General features: G+C 61.1%; 25 protein-coding genes, 3 tRNA genes and 1 pseudogene. 10 read left to right on the plus strand and 19 right to left on the minus strand.

Annotated elements, in window-relative coordinates:
- The first annotated feature begins 240 nt into the window (after positions 1-240).
- The 3 genes from B6V72_RS11220 to B6V72_RS18990 are packed head-to-tail and all read left to right on the plus strand — an operon-like array spanning position 241 to position 2,620.
- Entirely contained in the window at positions 241-990 is a 750-nt protein-coding gene (locus B6V72_RS11220) for a glycosyltransferase family 25 protein (protein ID WP_088735587.1), read from the plus strand.
- Positions 987-1,778, plus strand: coding sequence for a hypothetical protein (locus B6V72_RS11225; RefSeq protein WP_088735588.1), 792 nt, complete (start codon positions 987-989; stop codon positions 1,776-1,778). Before B6V72_RS11220 ends, B6V72_RS11225 begins: the two co-directional genes overlap by 4 nt.
- Positions 1,775-2,620: a glycosyltransferase family 2 protein gene (locus tag B6V72_RS18990; RefSeq protein WP_146696199.1), complete on the plus strand. Its 846-nt coding sequence runs from the start codon at positions 1,775-1,777 to the stop codon at positions 2,618-2,620. The genes B6V72_RS11225 and B6V72_RS18990 overlap by 4 nt, the downstream gene beginning before the upstream one ends.
- A 199-nt stretch (positions 2,621-2,819) precedes the next feature.
- Here the strand turns inward: B6V72_RS18990 and B6V72_RS11230 are convergent, their stop codons facing one another.
- From B6V72_RS11230 to B6V72_RS11260, 7 genes are all read right to left on the minus strand, one after another.
- Positions 2,820-3,143, minus strand: a complete 324-nt coding sequence (locus B6V72_RS11230) for a hypothetical protein (RefSeq protein WP_088735589.1) — start codon at positions 3,141-3,143, stop codon at positions 2,820-2,822.
- Positions 3,140-3,487, minus strand: coding sequence for a DUF6527 family protein (locus B6V72_RS11235; protein ID WP_088735590.1), 348 nt, complete (start codon positions 3,485-3,487; stop codon positions 3,140-3,142). Before B6V72_RS11235 ends, B6V72_RS11230 begins: the two co-directional genes overlap by 4 nt.
- Positions 3,487-4,206, minus strand: a complete 720-nt coding sequence (locus B6V72_RS11240) for a lysozyme (protein WP_088735591.1) — start codon at positions 4,204-4,206, stop codon at positions 3,487-3,489. Before B6V72_RS11240 ends, B6V72_RS11235 begins: the two co-directional genes overlap by 1 nt.
- Positions 4,203-4,688: a hypothetical protein gene (locus tag B6V72_RS11245; protein WP_088735592.1), complete on the minus strand. Its 486-nt coding sequence runs from the start codon at positions 4,686-4,688 to the stop codon at positions 4,203-4,205. The genes B6V72_RS11240 and B6V72_RS11245 overlap by 4 nt, the downstream gene beginning before the upstream one ends.
- On the minus strand, positions 4,685-4,921 hold the full coding sequence (locus B6V72_RS11250; RefSeq protein WP_088735593.1) for a hypothetical protein: 237 nt from the start codon (positions 4,919-4,921) through the stop codon (positions 4,685-4,687). The genes B6V72_RS11245 and B6V72_RS11250 overlap by 4 nt, the downstream gene beginning before the upstream one ends.
- A 92-nt stretch (positions 4,922-5,013) precedes the next feature.
- A complete protein-coding gene (locus tag B6V72_RS11255; RefSeq protein ID WP_088735594.1) occupies positions 5,014-5,433 on the minus strand; it encodes a hypothetical protein in 420 nt (139 codons plus the stop codon).
- A 325-nt stretch (positions 5,434-5,758) separates the two neighbouring features.
- The gene (locus B6V72_RS11260; RefSeq protein ID WP_206185791.1) at positions 5,759-6,709 is read right to left on the minus strand and encodes a hypothetical protein; all 951 of its coding nucleotides are present in this window, start codon (positions 6,707-6,709) and stop codon (positions 5,759-5,761) included.
- Between B6V72_RS11260 and B6V72_RS11265 the strand changes: the two genes are divergently transcribed.
- From B6V72_RS11265 to B6V72_RS11280, 5 genes are all read left to right on the plus strand, one after another.
- Entirely contained in the window at positions 6,710-7,357 is a 648-nt protein-coding gene (locus B6V72_RS11265) for an HNH endonuclease signature motif containing protein (protein WP_240497723.1), read from the plus strand.
- The gene (locus B6V72_RS11270) at positions 7,354-7,614 is read left to right on the plus strand and encodes a DUF4031 domain-containing protein (RefSeq protein WP_088735596.1); all 261 of its coding nucleotides are present in this window, start codon (positions 7,354-7,356) and stop codon (positions 7,612-7,614) included. Before B6V72_RS11265 ends, B6V72_RS11270 begins: the two co-directional genes overlap by 4 nt.
- Positions 7,615-7,693: 79 nt before the next feature.
- Positions 7,694-7,897 carry a hypothetical protein gene (locus B6V72_RS18995; RefSeq protein WP_146696200.1) on the plus strand — a complete coding sequence of 68 codons (204 nt, stop codon included), beginning with the start codon at positions 7,694-7,696 and terminating at the stop codon, positions 7,895-7,897.
- On the plus strand, positions 7,884-8,201 hold the full coding sequence (locus B6V72_RS11275) for a helix-turn-helix domain-containing protein (protein ID WP_088735597.1): 318 nt from the start codon (positions 7,884-7,886) through the stop codon (positions 8,199-8,201). The genes B6V72_RS18995 and B6V72_RS11275 overlap by 14 nt, the downstream gene beginning before the upstream one ends.
- Before the next feature lie 29 nt (positions 8,202-8,230).
- Positions 8,231-9,076 carry a tyrosine-type recombinase/integrase gene (locus B6V72_RS11280; RefSeq protein ID WP_088735763.1) on the plus strand — a complete coding sequence of 282 codons (846 nt, stop codon included), beginning with the start codon at positions 8,231-8,233 and terminating at the stop codon, positions 9,074-9,076.
- A gap of 25 nt (positions 9,077-9,101) precedes the next feature.
- Here the strand turns inward: B6V72_RS11280 and B6V72_RS11285 are convergent.
- The 6 genes from B6V72_RS11285 to B6V72_RS11310 all read right to left on the minus strand — a co-directional run bounded on the left by B6V72_RS11285 (position 9,102) and on the right by B6V72_RS11310 (position 14,696).
- Positions 9,102-9,177: transfer RNA gene (locus B6V72_RS11285), tRNA-Val, on the minus strand.
- A 42-nt stretch (positions 9,178-9,219) separates the two neighbouring features.
- Positions 9,220-9,933 (minus strand): dimethylsulfonioproprionate lyase family protein, encoded by a 714-nt coding sequence (locus tag B6V72_RS11290; RefSeq protein WP_168173041.1) that lies wholly within the window; start codon positions 9,931-9,933, stop codon positions 9,220-9,222.
- A 135-nt stretch (positions 9,934-10,068) separates the two neighbouring features.
- Positions 10,069-10,143, minus strand: a tRNA-Val gene (locus B6V72_RS11295).
- Between the two features lie 59 nt (positions 10,144-10,202).
- Positions 10,203-10,625 carry an HU family DNA-binding protein gene (locus B6V72_RS11300; protein ID WP_088735598.1) on the minus strand — a complete coding sequence of 141 codons (423 nt, stop codon included), beginning with the start codon at positions 10,623-10,625 and terminating at the stop codon, positions 10,203-10,205.
- A gap of 111 nt (positions 10,626-10,736) precedes the next feature.
- Positions 10,737-13,151: an endopeptidase La gene (lon, locus tag B6V72_RS11305; RefSeq protein ID WP_075774719.1), complete on the minus strand. Its 2,415-nt coding sequence runs from the start codon at positions 13,149-13,151 to the stop codon at positions 10,737-10,739.
- Positions 13,152-13,361: 210 nt separating this feature from the next.
- Positions 13,362-14,696 carry an ATP-binding protein gene (locus tag B6V72_RS11310; protein ID WP_088735599.1) on the minus strand — a complete coding sequence of 445 codons (1,335 nt, stop codon included), beginning with the start codon at positions 14,694-14,696 and terminating at the stop codon, positions 13,362-13,364.
- A 36-nt stretch (positions 14,697-14,732) separates the two neighbouring features.
- On the opposite strand from B6V72_RS11310, the gene B6V72_RS11315 reads away from it, so the two are divergent.
- Both B6V72_RS11315 and B6V72_RS11320 read left to right on the plus strand, forming a co-directional pair.
- Positions 14,733-15,605 (plus strand): MBL fold metallo-hydrolase, encoded by an 873-nt coding sequence (locus B6V72_RS11315; protein ID WP_240497724.1) that lies wholly within the window; start codon positions 14,733-14,735, stop codon positions 15,603-15,605.
- A 71-nt stretch (positions 15,606-15,676) separates the two neighbouring features.
- Positions 15,677-15,751 (plus strand) — tRNA-Asn (locus B6V72_RS11320).
- Between the two features lie 99 nt (positions 15,752-15,850).
- Here the strand turns inward: B6V72_RS11320 and B6V72_RS19000 are convergent.
- The 6 genes and pseudogenes from B6V72_RS19000 to B6V72_RS11345 form a co-directional block, all read right to left on the minus strand.
- A pseudogene (locus tag B6V72_RS19000) lies at positions 15,851-16,134 on the minus strand (transposase); the annotation flags it as partial.
- Between the two features lie 87 nt (positions 16,135-16,221).
- Positions 16,222-17,352 carry an ATP-binding protein gene (locus B6V72_RS11325; RefSeq protein ID WP_088735601.1) on the minus strand — a complete coding sequence of 377 codons (1,131 nt, stop codon included), beginning with the start codon at positions 17,350-17,352 and terminating at the stop codon, positions 16,222-16,224.
- A complete protein-coding gene (locus B6V72_RS11330) occupies positions 17,331-18,353 on the minus strand; it encodes an ATP-binding SpoIIE family protein phosphatase (protein WP_168173042.1) in 1,023 nt (340 codons plus the stop codon). Before B6V72_RS11330 ends, B6V72_RS11325 begins: the two co-directional genes overlap by 22 nt.
- Before the next feature lie 8 nt (positions 18,354-18,361).
- Positions 18,362-18,781: an ATP-binding protein gene (locus B6V72_RS11335; RefSeq protein WP_240497022.1), complete on the minus strand. Its 420-nt coding sequence runs from the start codon at positions 18,779-18,781 to the stop codon at positions 18,362-18,364.
- Positions 18,774-19,118: an STAS domain-containing protein gene (locus tag B6V72_RS11340; RefSeq protein ID WP_232621759.1), complete on the minus strand. Its 345-nt coding sequence runs from the start codon at positions 19,116-19,118 to the stop codon at positions 18,774-18,776. The genes B6V72_RS11335 and B6V72_RS11340 overlap by 8 nt, the downstream gene beginning before the upstream one ends.
- A 10-nt stretch (positions 19,119-19,128) precedes the next feature.
- Entirely contained in the window at positions 19,129-20,004 is an 876-nt protein-coding gene (locus B6V72_RS11345) for an STAS domain-containing protein (protein WP_075774712.1), read from the minus strand.
- Between the last annotated feature and the right edge of the window lie 142 nt (positions 20,005-20,146).

Raw genomic sequence — 20,146 nt, forward strand, 5'->3', positions numbered from 1 at the left:
CTCCACTCCTCTTCCAGCCAAGGAAGCGTAGCGGAAAACTCCAGCTTCAAACGGTCCAGTTTCCGGGGATCAGATCACCTCAGTAATGTGCGACCCGAAACGCCCGTATCCACGCCACTCAGAACCGCATCCCCATGCTTTCGGAAGACCAAGCATGCCGAAGATCAGCCAGCAGAAAGGAGTTGAGTTCCCTCAATCCTGTTGATACCCGATTCATAAATATTTGCGCGGAATGCCCCAATGATAGCTGCCTTTCCAATCTTTGTTCTAACACTTTCCGGAGACGACGAACGTCGCGGACCGCTGCTGGAACGGCTTGACGCCCTTGGGCTGCCTTATGAGCTTGTGTTCGGCATCGACGGTCGCAAAGGGCTTCCACCTGAATGCGAGAAGATGATTGATCGCGAAGGAACGCCCGCCATTACGGGTCGCGAACTAAGCGATGGCGAGTATGCCTGCGCCCTCTCCCACAGGTTAATCTATAGCTACATCGTTGAACGAGACCTACCCGGAGGTATCATCCTTGAAGATGATGCCATTCTTATGGATGATTTCGCGAAATTTGTTCGCTCAGGCGATTTCGAAAAAGCACCGATGATCTTGTTGGATCACGCCTTTGGTCGCGCACTGCCTTTCAGGGTGCGCCAAATGCAATCGGGTACACTCCACAAATGCGCCACTCAGCCGACTATGGCCTCGGCCTACAGCGTTGCGAAGGGAACAGCCCGACGTCTTTTGTCAGCCACAACGCCAGTTCGGGCTTTGGCAGATTGGCCAATGTCGCTTTACCATCTCAATGCATGGATCGCCGCACCGAGACTGGCGCGCCATCATGCACCCGGTTCGGGGCAACCATCGCATCTTCATGAAGGGCGCGATAAACTCACAAAAGCGAAATTTAGACCAAATGTCCCCGGCACAACCGGTCTCGGTGCCAAGTTCAGAAGACGTATCTCCGTCCGCGTTGGCCGTGAAAAAGGAGAAAGATGATCGCCCCTCTTTTAATCCTGACGATGAAGTGGGGAGATCTCTATGGCCCCCACTACGTGAACAACCTGGCACGTGGGGTACGGCAGCACCTGCAACGACCGCACCGGTTCATCTGTTTTACAGATGACACCAGCGGCCTCGATCCCGAGATCGAAGCGCTCCCCCTTCCCAACCTTGGCGTATCTGAGAGCCATGGCGACACGCGCTGGCGCAAACTCGCGCTATTTCGTAAGGATCTCGCAGGGCTAGAAGGAACAGCACTGTTCCTTGACCTTGATCTTGTCATCGTCGACGATTTGGGGCCGATGTTCGATCTTGAAGGTGAATTCTATATCATTCGGGATGACGATCTGTTCCGCGCCAAGCCGCTGCGCAAGATCAATCCATCACGAGATCAGTTCCTGCATTCGGTCGGCAACTCGTCTGTCTTTCGGTACGAAATCGGGGCGCATAGCTACATTCTTGATGCATTCCTTGCAGATCCTGTCGCCGCTACGTCGCGCTACGAAATCAGTCAGCAATTCCAAAGCGCCCAGCTAGCCAAAAACGGCCACCTCGCCTATTGGCCAAAAGAGTGGTGCGTCAGTTTCAAAAACCATTGTGTGCCGAAAGGTTTCAAAAGCTACGTTGCCGACCCATCCTTGCCCAAAGGTGCGAAAATCGTGGTCTTCGCGGGTTCACCCAAAATGGACGATGCGCTGAACGGAAAAGGCGGAAAATGGTATCGCCGGATCGGGGATGTCAGCTGGCTCAAATCTCTTTGGCAAGCTCCGGAGCAACGCAGATGAGCCTGTCCGACTGGCTGCGCCGCTATAAATTGAAAAAACGGGTACACGCGAACCTGCGCGAGATCGAAACGCGTCATGTCATACCCCGTGCGCATGAGCTAGACGCTCCCCTTGTCGTTTCTCTTACCAGTTTTCCGCCCCGTTTTCCGCAGCTCGTTCATACTCTGCGTTGCCTGTTAAACCAGACCATACAGCCCGACAATGTGGTCCTTTGGTGTGCAGTCAGTGATATTCCTGCGCTTCCGCAAGAGATCCTGGACATGAAATCTCAGGGCCTAAGCATTGCACCCTGTGATGATCTGCGATCCTACAAAAAACTCGTGCCAGCGCTGATCGAAGACCCGCACCGCTATATCGCTACGGCGGATGATGACCTGCACTATCCCGCAGACTGGCTAGAGCAGATGGTGAAAACTGTGCGCAAGCATCCTCGCCGTATCGCTGCACACCGAGCACATCGCATAGCATATACGTCTGAGGGCGAAATTCGTCCCTACCGCGATTGGGCAAAGAATATTGAGGGCGCGGTCGAGGGAGACGACATCTTCGCAACCGGGGGCGCTGGTGCCCTTTATCCACCAGGTTCTCTGCACCAATCCGCGACGGACCGCGACAAATTCATGGCCCTTTGCCCGACCGCAGACGATCTTTGGTTCTACTGGATGGCGCGCAAACAAGGCAGCATCGTACGTCACATTGGCCCTAAGACGAGAATTGTAGAATGGCCAGGATCGCAACAAGTGAACCTGCGTTCCGTCAATCTTGGTGACGGTACAGAGAATGGAAATGATGTTGCAATTTCTGCATTGCTTGCAGAGTTTGGGCCTCCAGTTCCTGCCTGAATTCTGTTACCAAAATGGCGGTCAGATCATACCTACCAGCGCTGCCACCTGCCCTCCACAAGCCCGCAGCGCGGCGCGGTCCCTGCCCCAACCAAGCTCCACATCACGCTCACTCATTGCCCCCGGAGGGATCGCTACCGGCGCAGAGCAAGGCACCAGCAGCGACGGCGGGATAACTGGCGCAATCGATCCCGCCTGTTCATTGCTGCCGCAACCGCTCAATACGGCCAGCAGACAGGCCGCAGCCATTTGACGTGTCAGCATATGCCTGATCCTCTAGTTTGCGCCCCAGCGCGTAATCTGCGGCCTGTGCAGTGAGGCGCGCGACCTCTGCGGTGGAGTTGGCGGTGTTGGTGGCGGTTGCCTTAGCCTGAGCCTTGTTCTGCGCCTCGATCTGGCTCTTGAGCGCAGAGGCTTGCAGCGATCGGTCATAGACGCCGCGCGTGATCCAGCCGCCCAGAACAAGCGCCACGGCGTAACCAGCGACCGCTAAGAGCCGCCAGTTTTTCGCAAACCAGATCATGGCACGGTCTCCAGGTCCGGCAGGTCGACAGTTTGCCCCGCCAATTCATGGGTGCAGTCGCTCAGGAACTGGATACGACCATCGCGCACAAAGGAGTGGCAGCGAAGTAGCTTAGTATCGACCTTTTCGCCCGCTATGATCAGGTCATGTTCTTCTTCTTCGGTGATCGGGACAGTACCTTGGACCAGAACAGATGGCGCAAAGGTCGGCGCATCAGCATCTCTGTTCCATGTCCAACCACGCGAACCGTCGACCGTCACATGATGCATCGTCCTGCAACCTGGGCACATGAACGCGACCATACCGCCCTCAAGGCTGCGCAGCTTCTTACCAATGCGCGCCATCAGTGCAGCCCCGACAGGCAGAGCTTGCGCTCATCGAGCCGCCGGTTCAGCAGCCCCTGCAGGAAGCGCCCGCCCGATCGCGTCCACTTCGGCAGCTCGTTGCAGGCTCCGCGCCAGTCGCGGGCGCGCAGCTTCTTCGCAAGCGTCGATTTAGCGGCATTCCCGAGGCCAACGTTATAGGCCCAGCTCGTGACCGCTGCCTGCACCTCGACAGGAGCCTGCCGCATCGGCGGCGCAATCCTGAGCATTCCGGTGTAGAACTCGGCCCATCGGCCCTGGAGCATGGCCGTGCATTCGGCGTCGGTGTAGGCGTCGCCAGCCTTCACGCCACGCGTCTCGCCATAGCAGACAGTCATGACGCCGATCACATCACGATAGGCCGTATTCTCCTTGCCCTCCCACTTCGCCGTGAGAGGCACGCCGAACGCCAGCACGGCCGCCATGATCGCCGCTGCCGCCTTCTTGCTGATCGCCCCACCCTGCTCTGTCAGGTACGCCGCGATCGCCTCGGCCAGCTTCTGCTGCTGGATGAGACGCGAGCCGCCGGTGACGGCCGCCAGCATCGCGCCGACCATGAGGTAGGTCGACGTCTTGAGGTGCAGATCCTCGGGCGCGAACGTCTCCCACCCGGCAGCCGCGGCGAGAAAGATCGCGTTCGCGATCGAGAACAGGAACGACCAGGCGCGCTGCGCGATCAGCTTCCACTCAGGAATCATCATTGGGTCACCTCGAAGATGTTGGAATCGATGCACTCACCGCGCTCTCCGACGAGCGGGATGCCTGTCTTCACGAAGACGCAGGTCGTCAGGACGTATTGTCCGGGGATCAGCTGCTGCATGCAGGGCGGCATGGCGCCGGCAGTCCACCAGTCGAGATCGATGGACTCGCGCAGCGCGGCACCGGCTCGGTAGGGCACATCTTCACCGCCTGAGCACATCACCTCATTTTCCGGGAAAGATCGCACCGTGGTGACATATCGCCCGTTGAAGTCGCGCAAGATCACCCGGCTCGGCGTCACGCGGATCTGATCGCCGAAGTCTGCGTCATCGACCTTCACCTCGCTGAGGACGTACCAGCGTGAGGCGGGCCAGAGAGCGCGCCAAAAGTAGATCGCGCCGACCGTGCAGCCGACGAGAATGCATGCCAGGAGAGCGAGCCCGCCGATCTTGTCGACGAGCGTCCAAGGTTTCGTTTTCCTCATTTCCAGATGCTCCCCTTGATCGTGCTCACCGTGGCGAGGATCGCTCCGAGAGCGAGGAAGATGCGGACCGACCACTTGATGCCCCATGACCCGCTCTCAGCCGCGTTGACCACCCTGGCGGCGCGCTGCAGGAACGGCGGGGTGCCATCTGGCTCCGGCAGCAAAAGCGCCCGGTTCAGCGCCGAAACCTCGTCACGCAGCTCGGCCATCTCCGAGCGCAGTTCCCGGATCATTTCATGCTCTTCAGGCGTCACGTCCGCCCCCCTTTCGGCATAAAAAAGCCCGCCTGTTGGGCGGGGTCGTGGTCGTCAGGTTGTGGGGTGTGTTAGCGCCGACCGCGCAGCGCGAGACCGAAGACGCCGACAAGGCGATCATCCACCACCTTCGGGCGGAACCCGGCGTAGGCTTCCCAGCGGGTGAACTGGACAGCAAAGAAGGGCAGGCCATTGATCGCCAGAAGGACATGACCATCAGGCCAGAACGCAGGCGGGTTGCTCACTCGACCAATCAGAACGCGCTGTCGCTTGAAAGGGACAGCCAGCGTGCGGTGCGTAAGATTATGCAGTGGGTTGCGTGTCCACCATGCCCATGTCGCGCTCCAGTTCGGATCAGGCTTCGACGCGTCGCGCGGAAGCCAGCCATAGGGGCCATCCTCGACGTTCCCAAATATCGCCCAGATCAGATAGGCGGGAAGGTTCCACGGTGAGGGACGCGGGCCGAAGGCGATGTTCCAGAGACGGGCCATTAGACCCACGCCCGCAAGATAATACTCCAGCTAGCCCGATTTAGACTAGCTGACGAGCCACCGTTTTTGCCTGCGCAGAATATTCCGACTGTAGCATCTATAGAGAACCCGCACTCAGTCGCGCTACCCCAAGTAGTTGTCGAAATATCGTTCCCAAAATCCTTCTCATAGAACATATCGTATATGCGATCACCGACAGAAAACCCGGAATTATCGCTAGTGCATACAAGGGAGTATGTAACTAATGACGGTGCCACTCCAAGCCCGTGAGCAGCAGTAATCTTGTCGCTAGAATTGAGAGGAATTGGCGCACTTTCAAAAGCAATTAGACTGTTACGCACCACGTCATGAGACGCTGGTTGCAGTGAACGAATGTTCCATTCTTCAGCTTGACCGGTGCAGTCTTGATCGCCGCGTTCAGCTTGTAGCCTTGGCTGATCGGGCAGATCATCGACATCTCGAAGTCTGCCTCGACCAGAGCGTCAATGATCGAGCCGCCCCCTTCCGGGTCCATCCCGATCCCGCGCTCCTCCGGCAATAGCCCCGCCTCGCGCAACCGCATGCAGATCTCGACGATCTGCGGGTTCGCTTCGTCCTCGATATTGTCGACGAGCGTCAGCTGACCGATTTGCTCTAGTTTCGTCAGTTCCGGCGCGATGACTTGGCGCAGCCGCAGTACATCGCGATCCGCCCAGGCGCGCCCCCAATGCTGCCATTTCTTCGTTTCCGAATGCCGGCCAACCACCGACAGGCCAAGAAGATCATCGAGACCGCCGCCGTCGATCCCGACGACGCAGACCTCGGACGTCTCAATCACATCGTCGAGCGACATGTCGCGCCCGGCCTTCTCCCAGTAATCAGCGCCGACCCAGCGGCCGCTGCCGAGACCGATCCCGATCTGCACGTTCAAGTGCTGCGAGGCGAACAGCGCGAGCGCTTCCGGCCCGTCGCTTTCGGCCTCGATCATCTTGTCGCGCAGATAGTCGAGCGATACAGACCGCTCCAGGTTCGGATTTACCAACCCCCAAGTCTTCTGGTCGCGCCATGCTTCCGCTTCGATCATCTTCTTCGGCAGCTCATAGAGAACTGCCAGCACAGGCAGGTCGAGCTTCCCGTCGCGCACATCTCTGGCCCGCTGCAGCTCCTTCTCGAACTGTCCGGTCGGCCGATCCTTCGACTGCGTCGTGATCTGCAGCATAAAACCTTCAGGCCGCGAGGCGAGACCGCCGCGCAACTCGATGAAGATGTCCGGTGCCTTGTGCTTGCTCGCGAGCACGTGCGTCTCATCGACCAAGATGTAGGTGAGCGGATCAGCTACAGCGACGAGGAGCTTGCGTGGATCGAGGCGCATAAGTCGATGATCCGGCGCGAGGCGCACGCGCTGTTTGTCGAGAAGTTCGATCGCGAAGACGTTTCCCTCGCGAACTATCATTCGTTGTGCAAGCGGCGGGGCTGGCTCACCGGCCGCACCGGGCAGTTCAAGCGCGGCCACGAGACGCACAACAAAGGCATGAAGGGCTTCTGCGCACCTGGCTCAGAGAAGGGCTGGTTCAAGCGCGGTGAGCGCCGCGGCGTGGCCGTTCGCCTCTATCAGCCGATCGGAACCGAGCGGGTCTCGAAGGATGGCTACCTCGAGCGGAAAGTCAACGACGACCTGCCTCTCCAGAAGCGATGGCGCGCGGTTCACCTGATCAACTGGGAAGCCGTCAACGGGCCGATCCCGGCGGGCCACGCGCTCAAGTGTCTGGATGGCGACAAGCAGAACACAGCCCCGGAGAACTGGGCCCTGGTGTCGCGGTCGATGCTCCCCCGCCTCGCCGGGGCAAAGAAGGGCGTACACTACGACAGCGCGCCGAACGAGCTGAAGCCGACTCTGCTCGGGATCGCGCGCCTCGAGCAGGCGGCGCGGGAGGCGAAGAAGTGAGCGTCTACGTCGACCACATGCGAGCCCGCTTCGGGCGAATGAAGATGTGCCACATGATCGCGGACAGCACCGAGGAACTGCTAGCGATGGCCGATCAAATCGGCATCCAGCGAAAGTGGCTGCAGAAAAGCGGCACCACGCGAGAGCATTTCGATATCGCGCTCACAAAGCGGAGGCTGGCAGTCGAAGCCGGCGCCGTCGAAATTTCGATGATGGAGCTAGGTCGCATCCTGCGCGCCCGGCGTCAGTCCAGCTAACCCACTAAAGGAGGACAATTATGCCATCATACCCATCACTTTCATCGGAACCTATCCCGGCGCACAGATCGAGGTCGCGATGCTTGGAGAAATCGAGGTTGGCCGCGTGATGTTCGATGGTCGATCCAGCGCATTGGCCAGTCACCTGCGCCCAGCCTGGACATGGGACTGGCGCCCGGCGAAATCGCCAAAGGCTGCGCGCGAGGCGCTGAAGAAGCCAGTCGAGCAGTGGATTAAAAAAGCTGGTCTCAAGCTTAAAGGAGGAACTGATGGGACAGCATGACAGATTCAAAGATACGCGCCGCGCCATGACCCCAGAAATGGTTGCCGAGCGCTGGAAATGCAGCGCCGAGACCGTCCGGAAAATGGTAAAACGCGGAGAATTGCGTGGCTTTCGCGTCGGGCGCATGATCAGAATCACGCAAAACGCCATCGAGGACTATGAATGTCAACAATCAGTATCGGACGCCTGCGCGGAGGATTCTGCGTCTACTGGGATGAGACAGCGACCGGAAAGCGCCGCCGTTATCAGCTTAAGGCACGCACCAGAGCGGAAGCAGAAGCCGAAGGCCGAGACCGATATCTGAAAGAGATGGCCCCACGTGCTGGGGCAACTGTGGCGCAGATATGGGATGCATATCTCAACCACTTGGGTGACAAGCCAACCGCCACGACGATGCGCTACACTGGGAAAGCGATCCTGCCAGAGTTCGGCAGCTTCCGGCCGGAACAGATCACCATCCAAGATTGCCGCTCCTATAGCACAAAGCGCCTAGCGGAAGGCCGTAAGATAGGCACAGTCCATACTGAGCTTGGCCACCTTCGATCGGCGCTCAGATGGGCTGCAAAAATCCGCCTGATAGATCAGGCCCCGCACATCGAGCAGCCGCCAAAGCCATCCAGTGATGTTCGACCGCTCAGCGATCAGCAGATCACTGCCCTGCTAGATGGCTGCACCGCCCCACACATCAGACTTGCCGTTATCCTACTGCTGGCCACTGGAGCGCGCGTCGGTGCGATCCTAGACCTGACATGGGCGCGCGTTGACTTCGATCGCGGCGTGATTGACCTACGTTTGCCGGATGGCGTAACGCGCAAAGGCCGCGCCGTAGTCCCAATGAACAGAATGGCCCGCGCTGCGCTGGAGACTGCCTTTCAGGCGCGCCTTACCGATACTGTTGTGGAATGGGCCGGAAAGCCCGTCAGATCTATCCGGAAGGGCTATGCAGCTGCGCTTGAGCGTGCAGGCCTTTCCGATGTGAACATTCACCAGATTCGCCACACAGTCGCGGTGCGTATGCTATCGGCAGGCCAGCCCATCGAGGCCGTCGCGCAATACCTCGGACACTCGAACACGGCGATTACATACAAGACATATGCGCGGTTCATGCCGGAACACCTAGCGAACGCTGCAGCGATTCTTGAGTTCGATAGGTTTATCGAACCAAGGCGCACTTCGTAAAATCTGCGTAAGTTATTGAAAACAATGGTGGGCGGTGAGGGGCTCGAACCCCCGACATCTTCGGTGTAAACGAAGCGCTCTACCAACTGAGCTAACCGCCCCCGCCCCTTCCTCTAGCTCCGCCTTGCGCGGGGATCAAGGGCTCAGACGCCTTCGCGCATCCGCGCCTTGCGGGTCGAGGAAAGTTTCATCCCCGGCGCGGTCAGCCGCGCTTCCGGCCCGACCCAGGCATAGGCAAGCAGGCAAGGATCGAGATCGGCCGTGGTGATGCGGTGTTCGTGATCGGGTCGGTTCAGGATCAGCGACCCCGGCGCATGCACCGCAGTGTCATTTTCCGACCACGGGCCCGCGACCGAGATATAGCTTTCCTCGATCTCCTTATGGCTGTGCTGCGGATAGGTCGTGCGCGGCGCGAACAGGACGAATCCCAGCACCAGCCGATCCGAAGCCACCGGACCGCGCGGGCCCAGCACCTCGCAATAGGCATATTTGCGTGCCAGCGCCTTCGGCACTTTCTCGTAGCCATATTCCCATGTCAGCTGGCTCGCGACACGCGACAGCGCCCGCGCCATGCCCGCCACCGCACCGCGCTCGCCCAGATCGAGTGCCCGCGACAGATGCGCGGTCACCGGTTTCGGCTGCGGCTGGCGCGGCGTCACCGGGGGATTGGTGTCGATGATCTGCGAGAGCGTGTCGCGCACCCGTTTGCGGTGGCTGCGGATGAGGCGACTGCCGCCCGCCGAGCCATGACGGTAGAGCGTGTCGAATTCCCGCAGCAGATAGAGCCAGTCCGGACAATCGGAGACGCGCAGCCCCTCGTCGGGGGTCGTTTCGTTCATCGGCATCGTGTCGGTCATCGCATCCTCCGCGTCTCGCGCCTCGGGCGCTTCTCTGGCGTGCTGTCTGGCCCATAATCTGACGCCGCGGGGCGCAGAAAACTAACCGGAAAACGACGAAGGCGCGTCTGTTCAAGACGCGCCTTCGTAGGAAAATGGTGGGCGATGAGGGATTTGAACCCCCGACATCATCGATGTGAACGATGCGCTCTACCGCTGAGCTAATCGCCCTCCGTGGCGGGCTTTTAGCGCCCCGCTTCTGGCTCCGCAAGAGGGTTTTCGACGAAATCTCAGCCCCGGTTTTCGACCTCGCTTTCCAAGGCGTCGTCCTCGGCCTGCACGGCGCCATCCGCCTCTGCCGCGACGGCCTCCAGCATGCCCGAAGGGCGGCGCAGCTTGACCACGAGGATCTCGTCGCCGTTCTTTTCGAACTGGCGGTTGATCTTCAGCTTGCCGAGCGGCGGGATGCTGAGTTCCTCGCCTTCCGAGAGCGCCTCGCCCAGAACCTTGAGGACCGCTTCCGACATGGCCTTCGCCTCGCCGCGCTTCACGCCGGCCTCGACCATCACCCGATCCACGAAGCTTCTCTTGCGCACGAGCGCCTTCGCCTCGGCCCCCGGATCAGGAGCTGCCGGCGTGAGCGTCGCGGCGGAGGCCGGAGGTGTCGCGGCGGGGGGCTTGCGGGTCGATTTCGGCTTCTGGCTCTTGGCCATGGCGGCTCCTTTTTTGACCGGAATAAAAGGAGGTTACGTGCAAATGCCTTCAGATGCAAAAACGCCCGCCGCGATATGCGACGGGCGTTTTCGTTTTCAATCCAAAGCCGATCAGTGCGCGGTTGCGCCCTGTGCGTCCGATTTGGCCGCGGCTGCGGCGGCGGCTGCCGCCTCTTCGGCCTCTTCGTCCCAATCGACCGGCTCGGGCTGACGCACCAGCGCGCGGGCGAGGACTTCGCGAACGTGAGTGACTGGAACGATCTCCAGCCCTTCCTTCACGTTGTCGGGGATATCCGCGAGGTCTTTTTCATTCTCCTCGGGGATGAACACCGTCTTGATCCCACCACGCAGTGCCGCGAGCAGTTTCTCTTTCAAGCCACCGATCGGCATCGCGTTGCCACGCAAGCTGACCTCGCCGGTCATGGCGATATCCTTGCGCACCGGGATTCCGGTCAACACCGAGACGATGGAGGTCACCATCGCCAGACCCGCAGAGGGCCCGTCTTTCGGCGTCGCGCCATCCGGCACGTGGACGTGGATGTCCCACTTCTCGAAGCGCGGCGGCTTGATGCCGAATTGCGGCGCGACCGAGCGGACGTAACTGGATGCCGCGTCGATCGATTCCTTCATCACGTCGCCCAGCTTACCGGTGGTCTTCATCCGGCCTTTACCCGGCAGGCGCAGAGCTTCGATCTGCAGCAAGTCGCCGCCCACGGAGGTCCAGGCGAGGCCGGTCACGACGCCCACCTGATCTTCCTTCTCGGCCAGACCGTAGCGGTGCTTCTTGACGCCCAGATATTCGCCCACCTTCGCCTCATCGACGGTGATGTGCTTGATCTGACCCTTCGACTTGATGATCTCGGTCACCGCTTTCCGGGCGAGCTTCGCGATATCGCGCTCGAGGTTCCGCACGCCCGCCTCGCGGGTGTAGTAGCGGATCACGTCGGTCAGCGCGCCATCGGTCAGTTCGAACTCGTTCTTCTTGAGCCCGTGACCCTTGATCTGCTTCGGGATCAGGTGCTGCTTGGCGATCTCGGCCTTCTCGTCCTCGGTGTAGCCCGCGAGCGGGATGATCTCCATCCGGTCCAGAAGCGGGCCCGGCATGTTGTAGGAGTTCGCCGTCGTCAGAAACATCACGTTCGAGAGGTCGTATTCCACTTCGAGATAGTGGTCCACGAAGGTCGCGTTCTGCTCGGGGTCGAGCACTTCAAGCATGGCCGAAGCCGGGTCGCCACGGAAGTCCTGACCCATCTTGTCGATCTCGTCGAGCAGGATCAGCGGGTTCGTGGTTTTCGCCTTCTTCAGCGCCTGAATGATCTTGCCGGGCATCGAGCCGATATAGGTCCGACGGTGGCCGCGGATCTCGGATTCGTCGCGCACGCCGCCAAGCGAGATGCGGATGAATTCGCGCCCCGTTGCCTTGGCGACAGACCGGCCGAGCGAGGTCTTACCCACGCCGGGGGGACCCACGAGGCACATGATCGGGCCTTTCAGCTTGGCCGAGCGCGCCTGCACGGCGAGATACTCAACGATGCGTTCCTTGACCTTCTCGAGCCCGTAGTGATCGGCATCAAGCACGGCCTCCGCCTTGCTGAGGTCTTTCTTCACGCGGGATTTGGTGCCCCACGGGATCGACAGCATCCAGTCGAGATAGTTGCGCACGACGGTGGCTTCCGCCGACATCGGCGACATCGACTTGAGCTTCTTCAGCTCGGCCTCGGCCTTTTCCTTGGCCTCTTTGGAAAGCTTCGTGTTCTCGATGCGCTCTTCCAGCTCGAGGATCTCGTTCTGGCCGTCTTCGCCATCGCCGAGTTCCTTCTGAATGGCCTTCATCTGCTCATTCAGGTAGTACTCGCGCTGGGTCTTCTCCATCTGCGTTTTCACACGGGACTTGATCTTTTTCTCCACCTGGAGAACCGAGACCTCACCCTGCATGAGCCCGTAGACCCGCTCCAGCCGCTCGGAGACGTCGAGCGTTTCCAGAAGCTCCTGCTTCTGGGCCACTTCCAGCCCCAGATGGCCCGAGACGAGATCGGCCAGCTTGTCCGCTTCGGTCGCGTCGGCCACGGCCGAGAGCGCCTCTTCGGGGATGTTCTTCTTGATCTTCGCGTAGCGCTCGAATTCCTCGGCGACCGAACGCAGCAGCGCGCGGATCGTCTCCACGTCGCCCTCGGTTTCGATCAGCGGCTCGGCATTCGCTTCAAAGTAGTCGTCATTCTCGACGAACTCGCTGATGCGCACGCGGCTCTTGCCCTCGACCAGAACCTTCACGGTGCCATCGGGCAGTTTCAGCAGTTGCAGGACGTTGGCGAGCACGCCAACGCGGAAAATCCCGTCCGTGTCAGGGTCGTCTTGCGACGGGTCGATCTGGCTCGCGAGCAAGATCTGACGGTCATCCGCCATCACCTCTTCGAGTGCGCGCACGGATTTCTCGCGCCCGACGAAGAGCGGCACGATCATGTGGGGGAAAACCACGATATCGCGCAACGGCAGGACCGGATGGGTGACAGAGCTAAATTCGGTCATCGGCGTTCCTCTCTTGGCAGGAGGGTCCGGCCCCGTTTTCGGCGACCACGTCCCTCCCCTGTTCGACCCAATATCTAGGAGCCGCGAAGCGTCCATTCAACTAGGCCATGTCACTCATCCGTCACAATGCGTGGCCCCGGGACAGGCCGCAAGAGGCGATCTCGCTGCCGTGAGCGGTTCGTGCGCGCGCGTGATCGACCGTGTAGCCGCTCACCGCGGCAGGATCATCTCGGCCATCAAGCCGCCAAGCCGTTCGGATCGCCCGAGTTTCAGCGATCCGCCATGGCGCCGCAGGATGTCAGCGGTGATCGAGAGGCCAAGGCCCACCCCCTGCCCGCGATCCTGATTGCGCGCCGGATCGAGCCGCGTGAAGGGCAGGATCGCCTCTTCGCGGCGTTCGGGCGGGATGCCAGGGCCGTCGTCATGCACCGCGATTCGCCATCCCGTGCGCGCGATCGAGACGCTAATCTCGGCGCGGGTGCCGTAGCGGACCGCATTGCCGATCAGGTTTGCCAGCGCGCGTTTGAGCGCATCGGGACGGAAAGTCGCCTCCTCCTCCGTGTCGCAATCGACGAGCGTCACGTCGCGGCCCATCCGCCGCATGTCTTCCACCACGCCTTCGACGAAGCCGCAGATCGGCAGCGTCTCCGGCTCGCCATGCGAGGCGCCGTCGCGCGAAAAATCGAGGAAGGCATCGACAAGGCGACCCATCTCCTCGACGTCGCGCTCCATCGCGCGGACCTCGTCCGTCTCCTCCATCATCGACAGCCCGAGCCGCAGACGCGTGAGCGGTGTGCGCAGATCGTGGCTGACACCCGAGAGCATCAGCGTGCGCTGCTCGATCTGCCGCTCGATCCGGTTGCGCATGTCGAGAAAGGCGCGGCCCGCGGCGCGCACCTCCGTCGCCCCCGAGACGCGGTAATTCAGGTTGCGCCCCTTGCCGAATTCCTCCGCCGCATGGCTCAGCCTGCGGATCGGGCGCAGCTGATTGCGCAGGAAGATATAGGCGATCAGCGTCATCAGAATGGAAACAAAGACCATCAGAACGAGCAATTGGTGGGGATTCGACGCCGATACCCGGCTGCGCGCGAAGGTCACCGCCAGCGGCCCGTTCGGCGTCTCCTGCACCACCCGCACGGAGTTGGTGGTGTTGTCGAGAACGATCGAGCGAATCTGCGACAGATTGGTGCGCAGGGTCGAGATCACCACGATCCCGGTGAGATCGAAGAAGTTGCGCGTATCGCCCCGCTGCGACGCAATATCCGTCGGCGCCGGGAATTGCGAGGTGAAGTTCAGTGTCTTGTCGAGCACGTCGAGCCGCTCGCGCGCAACCTCGGCCGTCGGCGCATTGGTCGCGACCTGATCGAGCAGCGCGATCTCGCGCACCATCCCTTCGGTCATCTGCTGGGTGACACGTTCGAAATGGCGCTGGATGAAGACGACGGATACCACCAGCTGGATCGTCACCACCGGCAGAATCAGGATCAACGCGGCCCGCCCATAAAGCCCGCGCGGCATCATCTGTTTCAGCCAGCGAAAATTCATGCCAGAACCCTAGCGATGGCCGCGACGGAGGGAAAGATGGAAGAATTGCAGCCCGGCTTGCGTCGGATCGTGGCTCCGAACCCATCCCCCATGACTTATACCGGCACCTGCACCTATGTCATTGGCACAGGCGAGGTCGCGGTGGTCGATCCCGGCCCCGCCGATCCCGCCCATCTGCAGGCGCTGCTCGACGCGCTCGCCTCCGGAGAGCGCGTCAGCCATATCCTCGTGACCCATGCGCATCTCGACCATTCCCCCGGCGCGCGGCTCTTGGCCGAGGCCACGGGCGCGCCCATCCTCGCTTTCGGCCCGCCCGAGGCCGGGCGCGCGCCTGTGATGGCGGAACTTGCAGCGCGCGGCCATGCCGGCGGCGGCGAAGGGGTCGATCACGCGTTCGACCCCGACATCCTTATCGAGGATGGCGAGACGCTGAGCCATGGCGACTGGTCGCTCACGGCGCTGCATACGCCCGGCCATTTCTGCAACCATCTGAGCTTCGCGATGGGCGATGCGCTTCTGACCGGCGATGTGGTGATGGGCTGGTCCTCGACGCTGATCTCACCGCCCGACGGAGATCTGGGCGACTACTATCGCTCCCTCGCGCGCATCGAGGCACTCCGCCCGCGCATTCTCTATCCGGGCCATGGCGAGCCGGTGACCGATCCGCAAACGCTGATCGCGAGTCAGCGCGCACATCGCGACGCCCGCACCGCGCAGATCCGAAGCGCCTTGGCAGAGCGCCCCGCCACCCCGCAGACGCTCACCCGCGCGATATACACTGACGTGCCCGCAGCCCTCCTGCCAGCCGCCGAACGGAATGTATTCGCCCATCTCGTTGAAATGTCGGTACAAAACGAAGTCATCGCCGCGCCCGACCTGCGCCCGGAGGCGCTATTTTCGCTGACGTGACGAAAGCCTGAATTTTTTCGCCAGAACCCTCTGGACATCCCAATTCGAGATTCATATACACCCTCACATGTTCCGGCGTAGCTCAGCGGTAGAGCAGTTGACTGTTAATCAATTGGTCGTAGGTTCGATCCCTACCGCCGGAGCCAAATCTCTCGCAAGAGACTGATTTCAAAGAGAAAAGCCTAGAGTTCGCTCTGGGCTTTCTTTTTTCCGGCGTCCCAAAGGCACAAACGCGGCACGGACCGACGAAGGCCGCGGCACATGGCTCTGACGACGAACTGCCCGCGATGCTCGGCCGCGAACGCGTATCTCACTTTGCATTCCAGGCGAAATAAGCGGGGACCATTTTTAAGATGTCGCGCTCCTCCGAGACCCGTGCCAGTTCCTTCTTCAGCCGACAGATCTCGGCATCCGTCTCCGTGTCGCTAGCCGACGCTTTCTAGAACTTCTTCTTCCAGGAGCAGAGGGAGCATTGGCTCACGCCCAAGCGCTCGGCCACCTCTCTGACCGGGTAGACCCTCTCCGTGATCTGCGCGACGGCATCTTACTTGAAATCGTCGCACGATCCTGATCATCGGGAAGCAGGCGTATTCCTGAAGACGATCAGAGCCGAAATTTAGCTTTGTGCCGGAAACTTGATACAGACGCGCAGCCCGTCGGAGCCGTCCACGGTCAGCGTCGCGTCATGCTGGAACGTCAGGGTCCGGATCAGGCGCCAGCCGAGTGAATTCGACCGTTCCGGGCGCTCCGCATCCGACGGCAAGCCGATGCCGTTGTCAGAGACGACCAAGGCGATCCCGCTTTGCAGGTCGCCGGAGACGTCGACGCGAATGGTTCCGCTCTCCCTGCCGGTAAAGGCATATTTGAACGCATTGGTGATGAGCTCTCCGATGATGAGCCCAATGTCGATGGCGAGCTTGCTGTCGAGCATCAGCTCTGCGCAGGTCACCTCGATATTGGCGTCGAGGCTTTCGCCGCTGAACGCACGCTCCGAAGTTCTCGCGACTTCGGCAGCCATCTGCGCGAGATCCACCTTTCCGGTCTCCTTCCCGCGCTGCATCAATTCGTGGGCCTTGGAGAGCGCCCCGACACGGACTTCGAGTTCGGTCAGAACCTGCTGGGTCTCCGGTTGTTGGGCCCGCGACTTGCTCATACGAATGAGCGCGGCGATGAGCGCGAGGTTATTGCCGGTCCGGTGGTGTAGCTCCTGCATCAGCAGGTCGCGTTCGGTGATCCCCTCCGAGAGTTCGCGGTTCTGTTCGCTGAGGGCCGCTGTCGGGTCCTTCATGCTGAGATCGTTTAGCGCTTCTGTCGCCTGATCGATGAGCCGGGCATCCGCCGACAGATTTGCCGACGAGCGGAAAACCGCCTCGATCCGAGTTCCTTCGTGACCGGTCTCGACATCGAAACGCGTTGCGATGCGCTGCACGCCGCGCAGTCCCAGCCCCATCCCCGTCGAGGAGGACGGCGCCCCATCCGGCTGAAGTTTCTCCTTCGGGATGCCGCGCCCCTGGTCGGTCACGAGAAGCCCGAGTGCCGGTTTGCCCTCCACCTCGGTGAGCGAGAAGGTCGCGCGTCCCTTCTGCCCATGTTCGATTGCATTGCGACCGAGTTCGACGACGGCGGTGATGGCCCGTGTGCGCTCGAACGCGCCGAATTGCAGGACGTTGGTGAGCGTCATGGCGACATCGCGCAGCCGGGCCACGTCGGCGCTCTTCTCAAGGGTCACGGTGGTGAGTTTTGCCATGGTAACTGGTCGCCTCCCCGGTTTATGCGCATGACGACGATGCTCGCATCATCGCGCCCGCGGAACGCGCGATCCAGAAGAAATCCGGCGATCAACAGCGGGCTTTTCTTCAGCAATCCGGGCGGAAAATGCGCCTCCCGCAGGGTTTTCAAACCGTCGCTATGCAGGATCACCATGTCCCCCGCCTCCAGCTGCACGGCTTCCTCGTAGCCATGAGTCGCCGCGCCACCGATGCGACCGTCGCGCACCGCCAGCCGCCTGATACCCTTCGCGCCGATCAGCAAGGTCGAGATATTGCCAAGCGCCGCGTAACGTAGCTCCATCTGCGGCTGTGCGACATGCATCAGAGCTACCACCGCCCCGCGTCGACCGACCAGCCGCTCGGTAATCTGGCGCATCAGCTTACCTGGCTCCGATGAAAGCCCGCCCGCGGCGCCTGCAGCTGCGATCACCTCGCTGGCGGCTTCGGCGGCGGCGGGGCCATGCCCAAGGCCGTCGCAGAGCAACACATCGGTCGCCCGCGGGGTCTGCCGGATCTGAAAGTCGTCGCCGCAGGTGTCTTCGTTCGGGTGGCAAACACGCAGCCCCACCGCTTCGACGCCGCAATCAGCACCGCCGCTTTTCCCGCCGAAGGTGCATACGATCGTCGTTCCGGTGTCGGGCGAACTGAAAATGTCGAACGTATCCGAGAGGCGCACGATCGCCCCGAGCCCGAGACCGGCGGAGTCAGTCGAGCTTTCGCCATCTTGGAACATCCGGTCGATATCCGAGATCCCCGGCCCTCGATCCGTGAAGATCATGTTGATGACGTCGGCACCGGGCTGGCGCACAAGTTCGATCAGGGCTCGCCCGCGCTCTGCGTAGCGCAGCATGTTGGTCGCGGCCTCCGTAGCCACGATCGCGAGTTCGCCGACGCGTGTCTCGGGAAGACCGATCGCGACCCCATGGCGCCGCGCGAGCCGCCGAACGACTGCCACGGCACTGCGATCATCAATTTCCACCCACTGGTTCATAGCTTCACGCTCATGGAAACGGTTGTGCCCTTGCCGGGGGCAGAGCGGACCTCGAACCCGTGTGAAAGGCGCTTGGCGCCGCCGAGCCCTCTGCCGAGGCCTCCCGCGGTCGTGTAACCGTCGGACATGGCCAGCGTTACGTTTTCGATTCCCGGCCCCTCGTCGCGGCATTCGACGCGCAGATACTCGGAACGGTCGTCGAGATAAATTGAAATCTTGCCGCCGCCTCCGTGCACGATTGCGTTGCGAGTGATTTCGCTCACAGCCGTCGCAAAACGGGTGATCCGCACCGCCGACAGCCCGCGCTCCTTGAGAATTCGAGCGACGGCCTGACGCGCAGCGACCACATCGCGGCTGGTCGCAAGCGTTATCTCCGCGACGGCGGGTCTGCTGGATGTTTCGTTTGGATCAGGCACGCCGCAACTGGGTAAGTGCATGGGTCAGGCTGAGCGCCGTGCGGGTCTCGGGCAGATACATCCCCAGTTCGACCAAGGTCACCGCAACCGCTGGACGCATCCCGACAACGTAGGTTTCCGCGGCCAGCAGCTTGGAAATGCCAGCGAGCTGGGCAATGACGCGGCCGACGAAGGTATCGACGATCTCCAGCGAACTGATGTCGAGGATCACGCCCTTGACGTTTTCCTTGGCGATCCGGTTGGAGAGCGTGTCCTGCAGTTCCACGATTTCCGTATCGGTGACGTCGTCCTGAATGGAGACCAGAAGCGCGTTCTCGACCAGGTTTATGGACGTCACACCCGACACGTCAGGAGACCTCGCTGGTTTTGATGACGTAGCCGACCTTCTGCAATGCATCGGCCAGGGCCGTGCGGATGCTGGACCGGGTGGACACGGTGCCCACGTCGATGCCGAGCTGCACCATGGTCTGCGCGATCATCGGGCTGATGCCGCTGATGATGCATTCCGCGCCCATCAGGCGCACGGCGGCCGCAGCGCGCAAAAGGTGCTGCGCCACCTGCGTATCGACCGTGCCGACACCGGTAATGTCCATGATCACCACCTCGGCCTGCCGCTCGAGAATGGTCTGCAACAGGTTCTCCATGACCTCCTGCGCCCGGGCGGAATCCAGAGTGCCGATCAGCGGCAGCGTGAGAACGCGATCCCAGAGTTCGACCACCGGGGTCGACAGCTCGAGCATTTCCTGACGTTGGCGCTCTATGATCTGGTCGCGCTCGCCGATGAAGATTTCGTTGGTGTAGATCGCGAAGGCATCGACGAGACGGGTCACCATCAGCACGTCGCTGATAAGCTTCCCGCTTTCGACATCCGTCATCGCCTCGAGCCGCTTGAAAAGCGGAGCTTTGAGGGCGAGCACGAATGTCGCCATCTCGGTCGGCGTGACGCCACGGCCGACGCGCTCCTTGCTGACGTCTGCGAGGACGGCACGCAGGTCTTCCCACTCGTCGTCGTCCAGACTGAACTCTTCGTTTACGACGCCGGCACGGATACCCTTGGTGAAGGCTTTCAGAAGTTCCTGGTTCTGCGCACGACTCTCGGAGTCGGAGAACAGGTCAGAGCGTTTCACGCCCTCTTTCACCTGAGTGCCAAGCCACTCCTCGACGACTCCTGAGAAATCAGTTTCGAGTATGGTCAGGATATTTGCCGTCGCTGTCTGCGGCATGTGCAGGAACTCCCGTTCTTATGAATAAAACAGGTAAGCCAATTAGCTGCGGCAAAGTCAACGCATGGTCTTCAATCTTGCGCCGAGGACAAGCCCCTGATCGTCGACGTCCACGGGCACTGCGATCTTGCAAACCGGTCAA

The organism is Thioclava sp. F34-6 (assembly GCF_002213235.1).
GTDB lineage: Bacteria > Pseudomonadota > Alphaproteobacteria > Rhodobacterales > Rhodobacteraceae > Thioclava > Thioclava nitratireducens.

Bases quoted from the DNA above. Each gene is read 5' to 3' on its own strand.
- B6V72_RS11220 (WP_088735587.1), top strand. From the start codon at position 241: ATGATAGCTGCCTTTCCAATCTTTGTTCTAACACTTTCCGGAGACGAC.
- B6V72_RS11225 (WP_088735588.1), top strand. From the start codon at position 987: ATGATCGCCCCTCTTTTAATCCTGACGATGAAGTGGGGAGATCTCTAT.
- B6V72_RS18990 (WP_146696199.1), top strand. From the start codon at position 1,775: ATGAGCCTGTCCGACTGGCTGCGCCGCTATAAATTGAAAAAACGGGTA.
- B6V72_RS11230 (WP_088735589.1), bottom strand. From the start codon at position 3,143: ATGATCTGGTTTGCGAAAAACTGGCGGCTCTTAGCGGTCGCTGGTTAC.
- B6V72_RS11235 (WP_088735590.1), bottom strand. From the start codon at position 3,487: ATGGCGCGCATTGGTAAGAAGCTGCGCAGCCTTGAGGGCGGTATGGTC.
- B6V72_RS11240 (WP_088735591.1), bottom strand. From the start codon at position 4,206: ATGATGATTCCTGAGTGGAAGCTGATCGCGCAGCGCGCCTGGTCGTTC.
- B6V72_RS11245 (WP_088735592.1), bottom strand. From the start codon at position 4,688: ATGAGGAAAACGAAACCTTGGACGCTCGTCGACAAGATCGGCGGGCTC.
- B6V72_RS11250 (WP_088735593.1), bottom strand. From the start codon at position 4,921: ATGATCCGGGAACTGCGCTCGGAGATGGCCGAGCTGCGTGACGAGGTT.
- B6V72_RS11255 (WP_088735594.1), bottom strand. From the start codon at position 5,433: ATGGCCCGTCTCTGGAACATCGCCTTCGGCCCGCGTCCCTCACCGTGG.
- B6V72_RS18995 (WP_146696200.1), top strand. From the start codon at position 7,694: ATGCTTGGAGAAATCGAGGTTGGCCGCGTGATGTTCGATGGTCGATCC.
- B6V72_RS11275 (WP_088735597.1), top strand. From the start codon at position 7,884: ATGGGACAGCATGACAGATTCAAAGATACGCGCCGCGCCATGACCCCA.
- B6V72_RS11290 (WP_168173041.1), bottom strand. From the start codon at position 9,933: ATGACCGACACGATGCCGATGAACGAAACGACCCCCGACGAGGGGCTG.
- B6V72_RS11300 (WP_088735598.1), bottom strand. From the start codon at position 10,625: ATGGCCAAGAGCCAGAAGCCGAAATCGACCCGCAAGCCCCCCGCCGCG.
- lon (WP_075774719.1), bottom strand. From the start codon at position 13,151: ATGACCGAATTTAGCTCTGTCACCCATCCGGTCCTGCCGTTGCGCGAT.
- B6V72_RS11310 (WP_088735599.1), bottom strand. From the start codon at position 14,696: ATGAATTTTCGCTGGCTGAAACAGATGATGCCGCGCGGGCTTTATGGG.
- B6V72_RS11315 (WP_240497724.1), top strand. From the start codon at position 14,733: ATGGAAGAATTGCAGCCCGGCTTGCGTCGGATCGTGGCTCCGAACCCA.
- B6V72_RS11325 (WP_088735601.1), bottom strand. From the start codon at position 17,352: ATGGCAAAACTCACCACCGTGACCCTTGAGAAGAGCGCCGACGTGGCC.
- B6V72_RS11345 (WP_075774712.1), bottom strand. From the start codon at position 20,004: ATGCCGCAGACAGCGACGGCAAATATCCTGACCATACTCGAAACTGAT.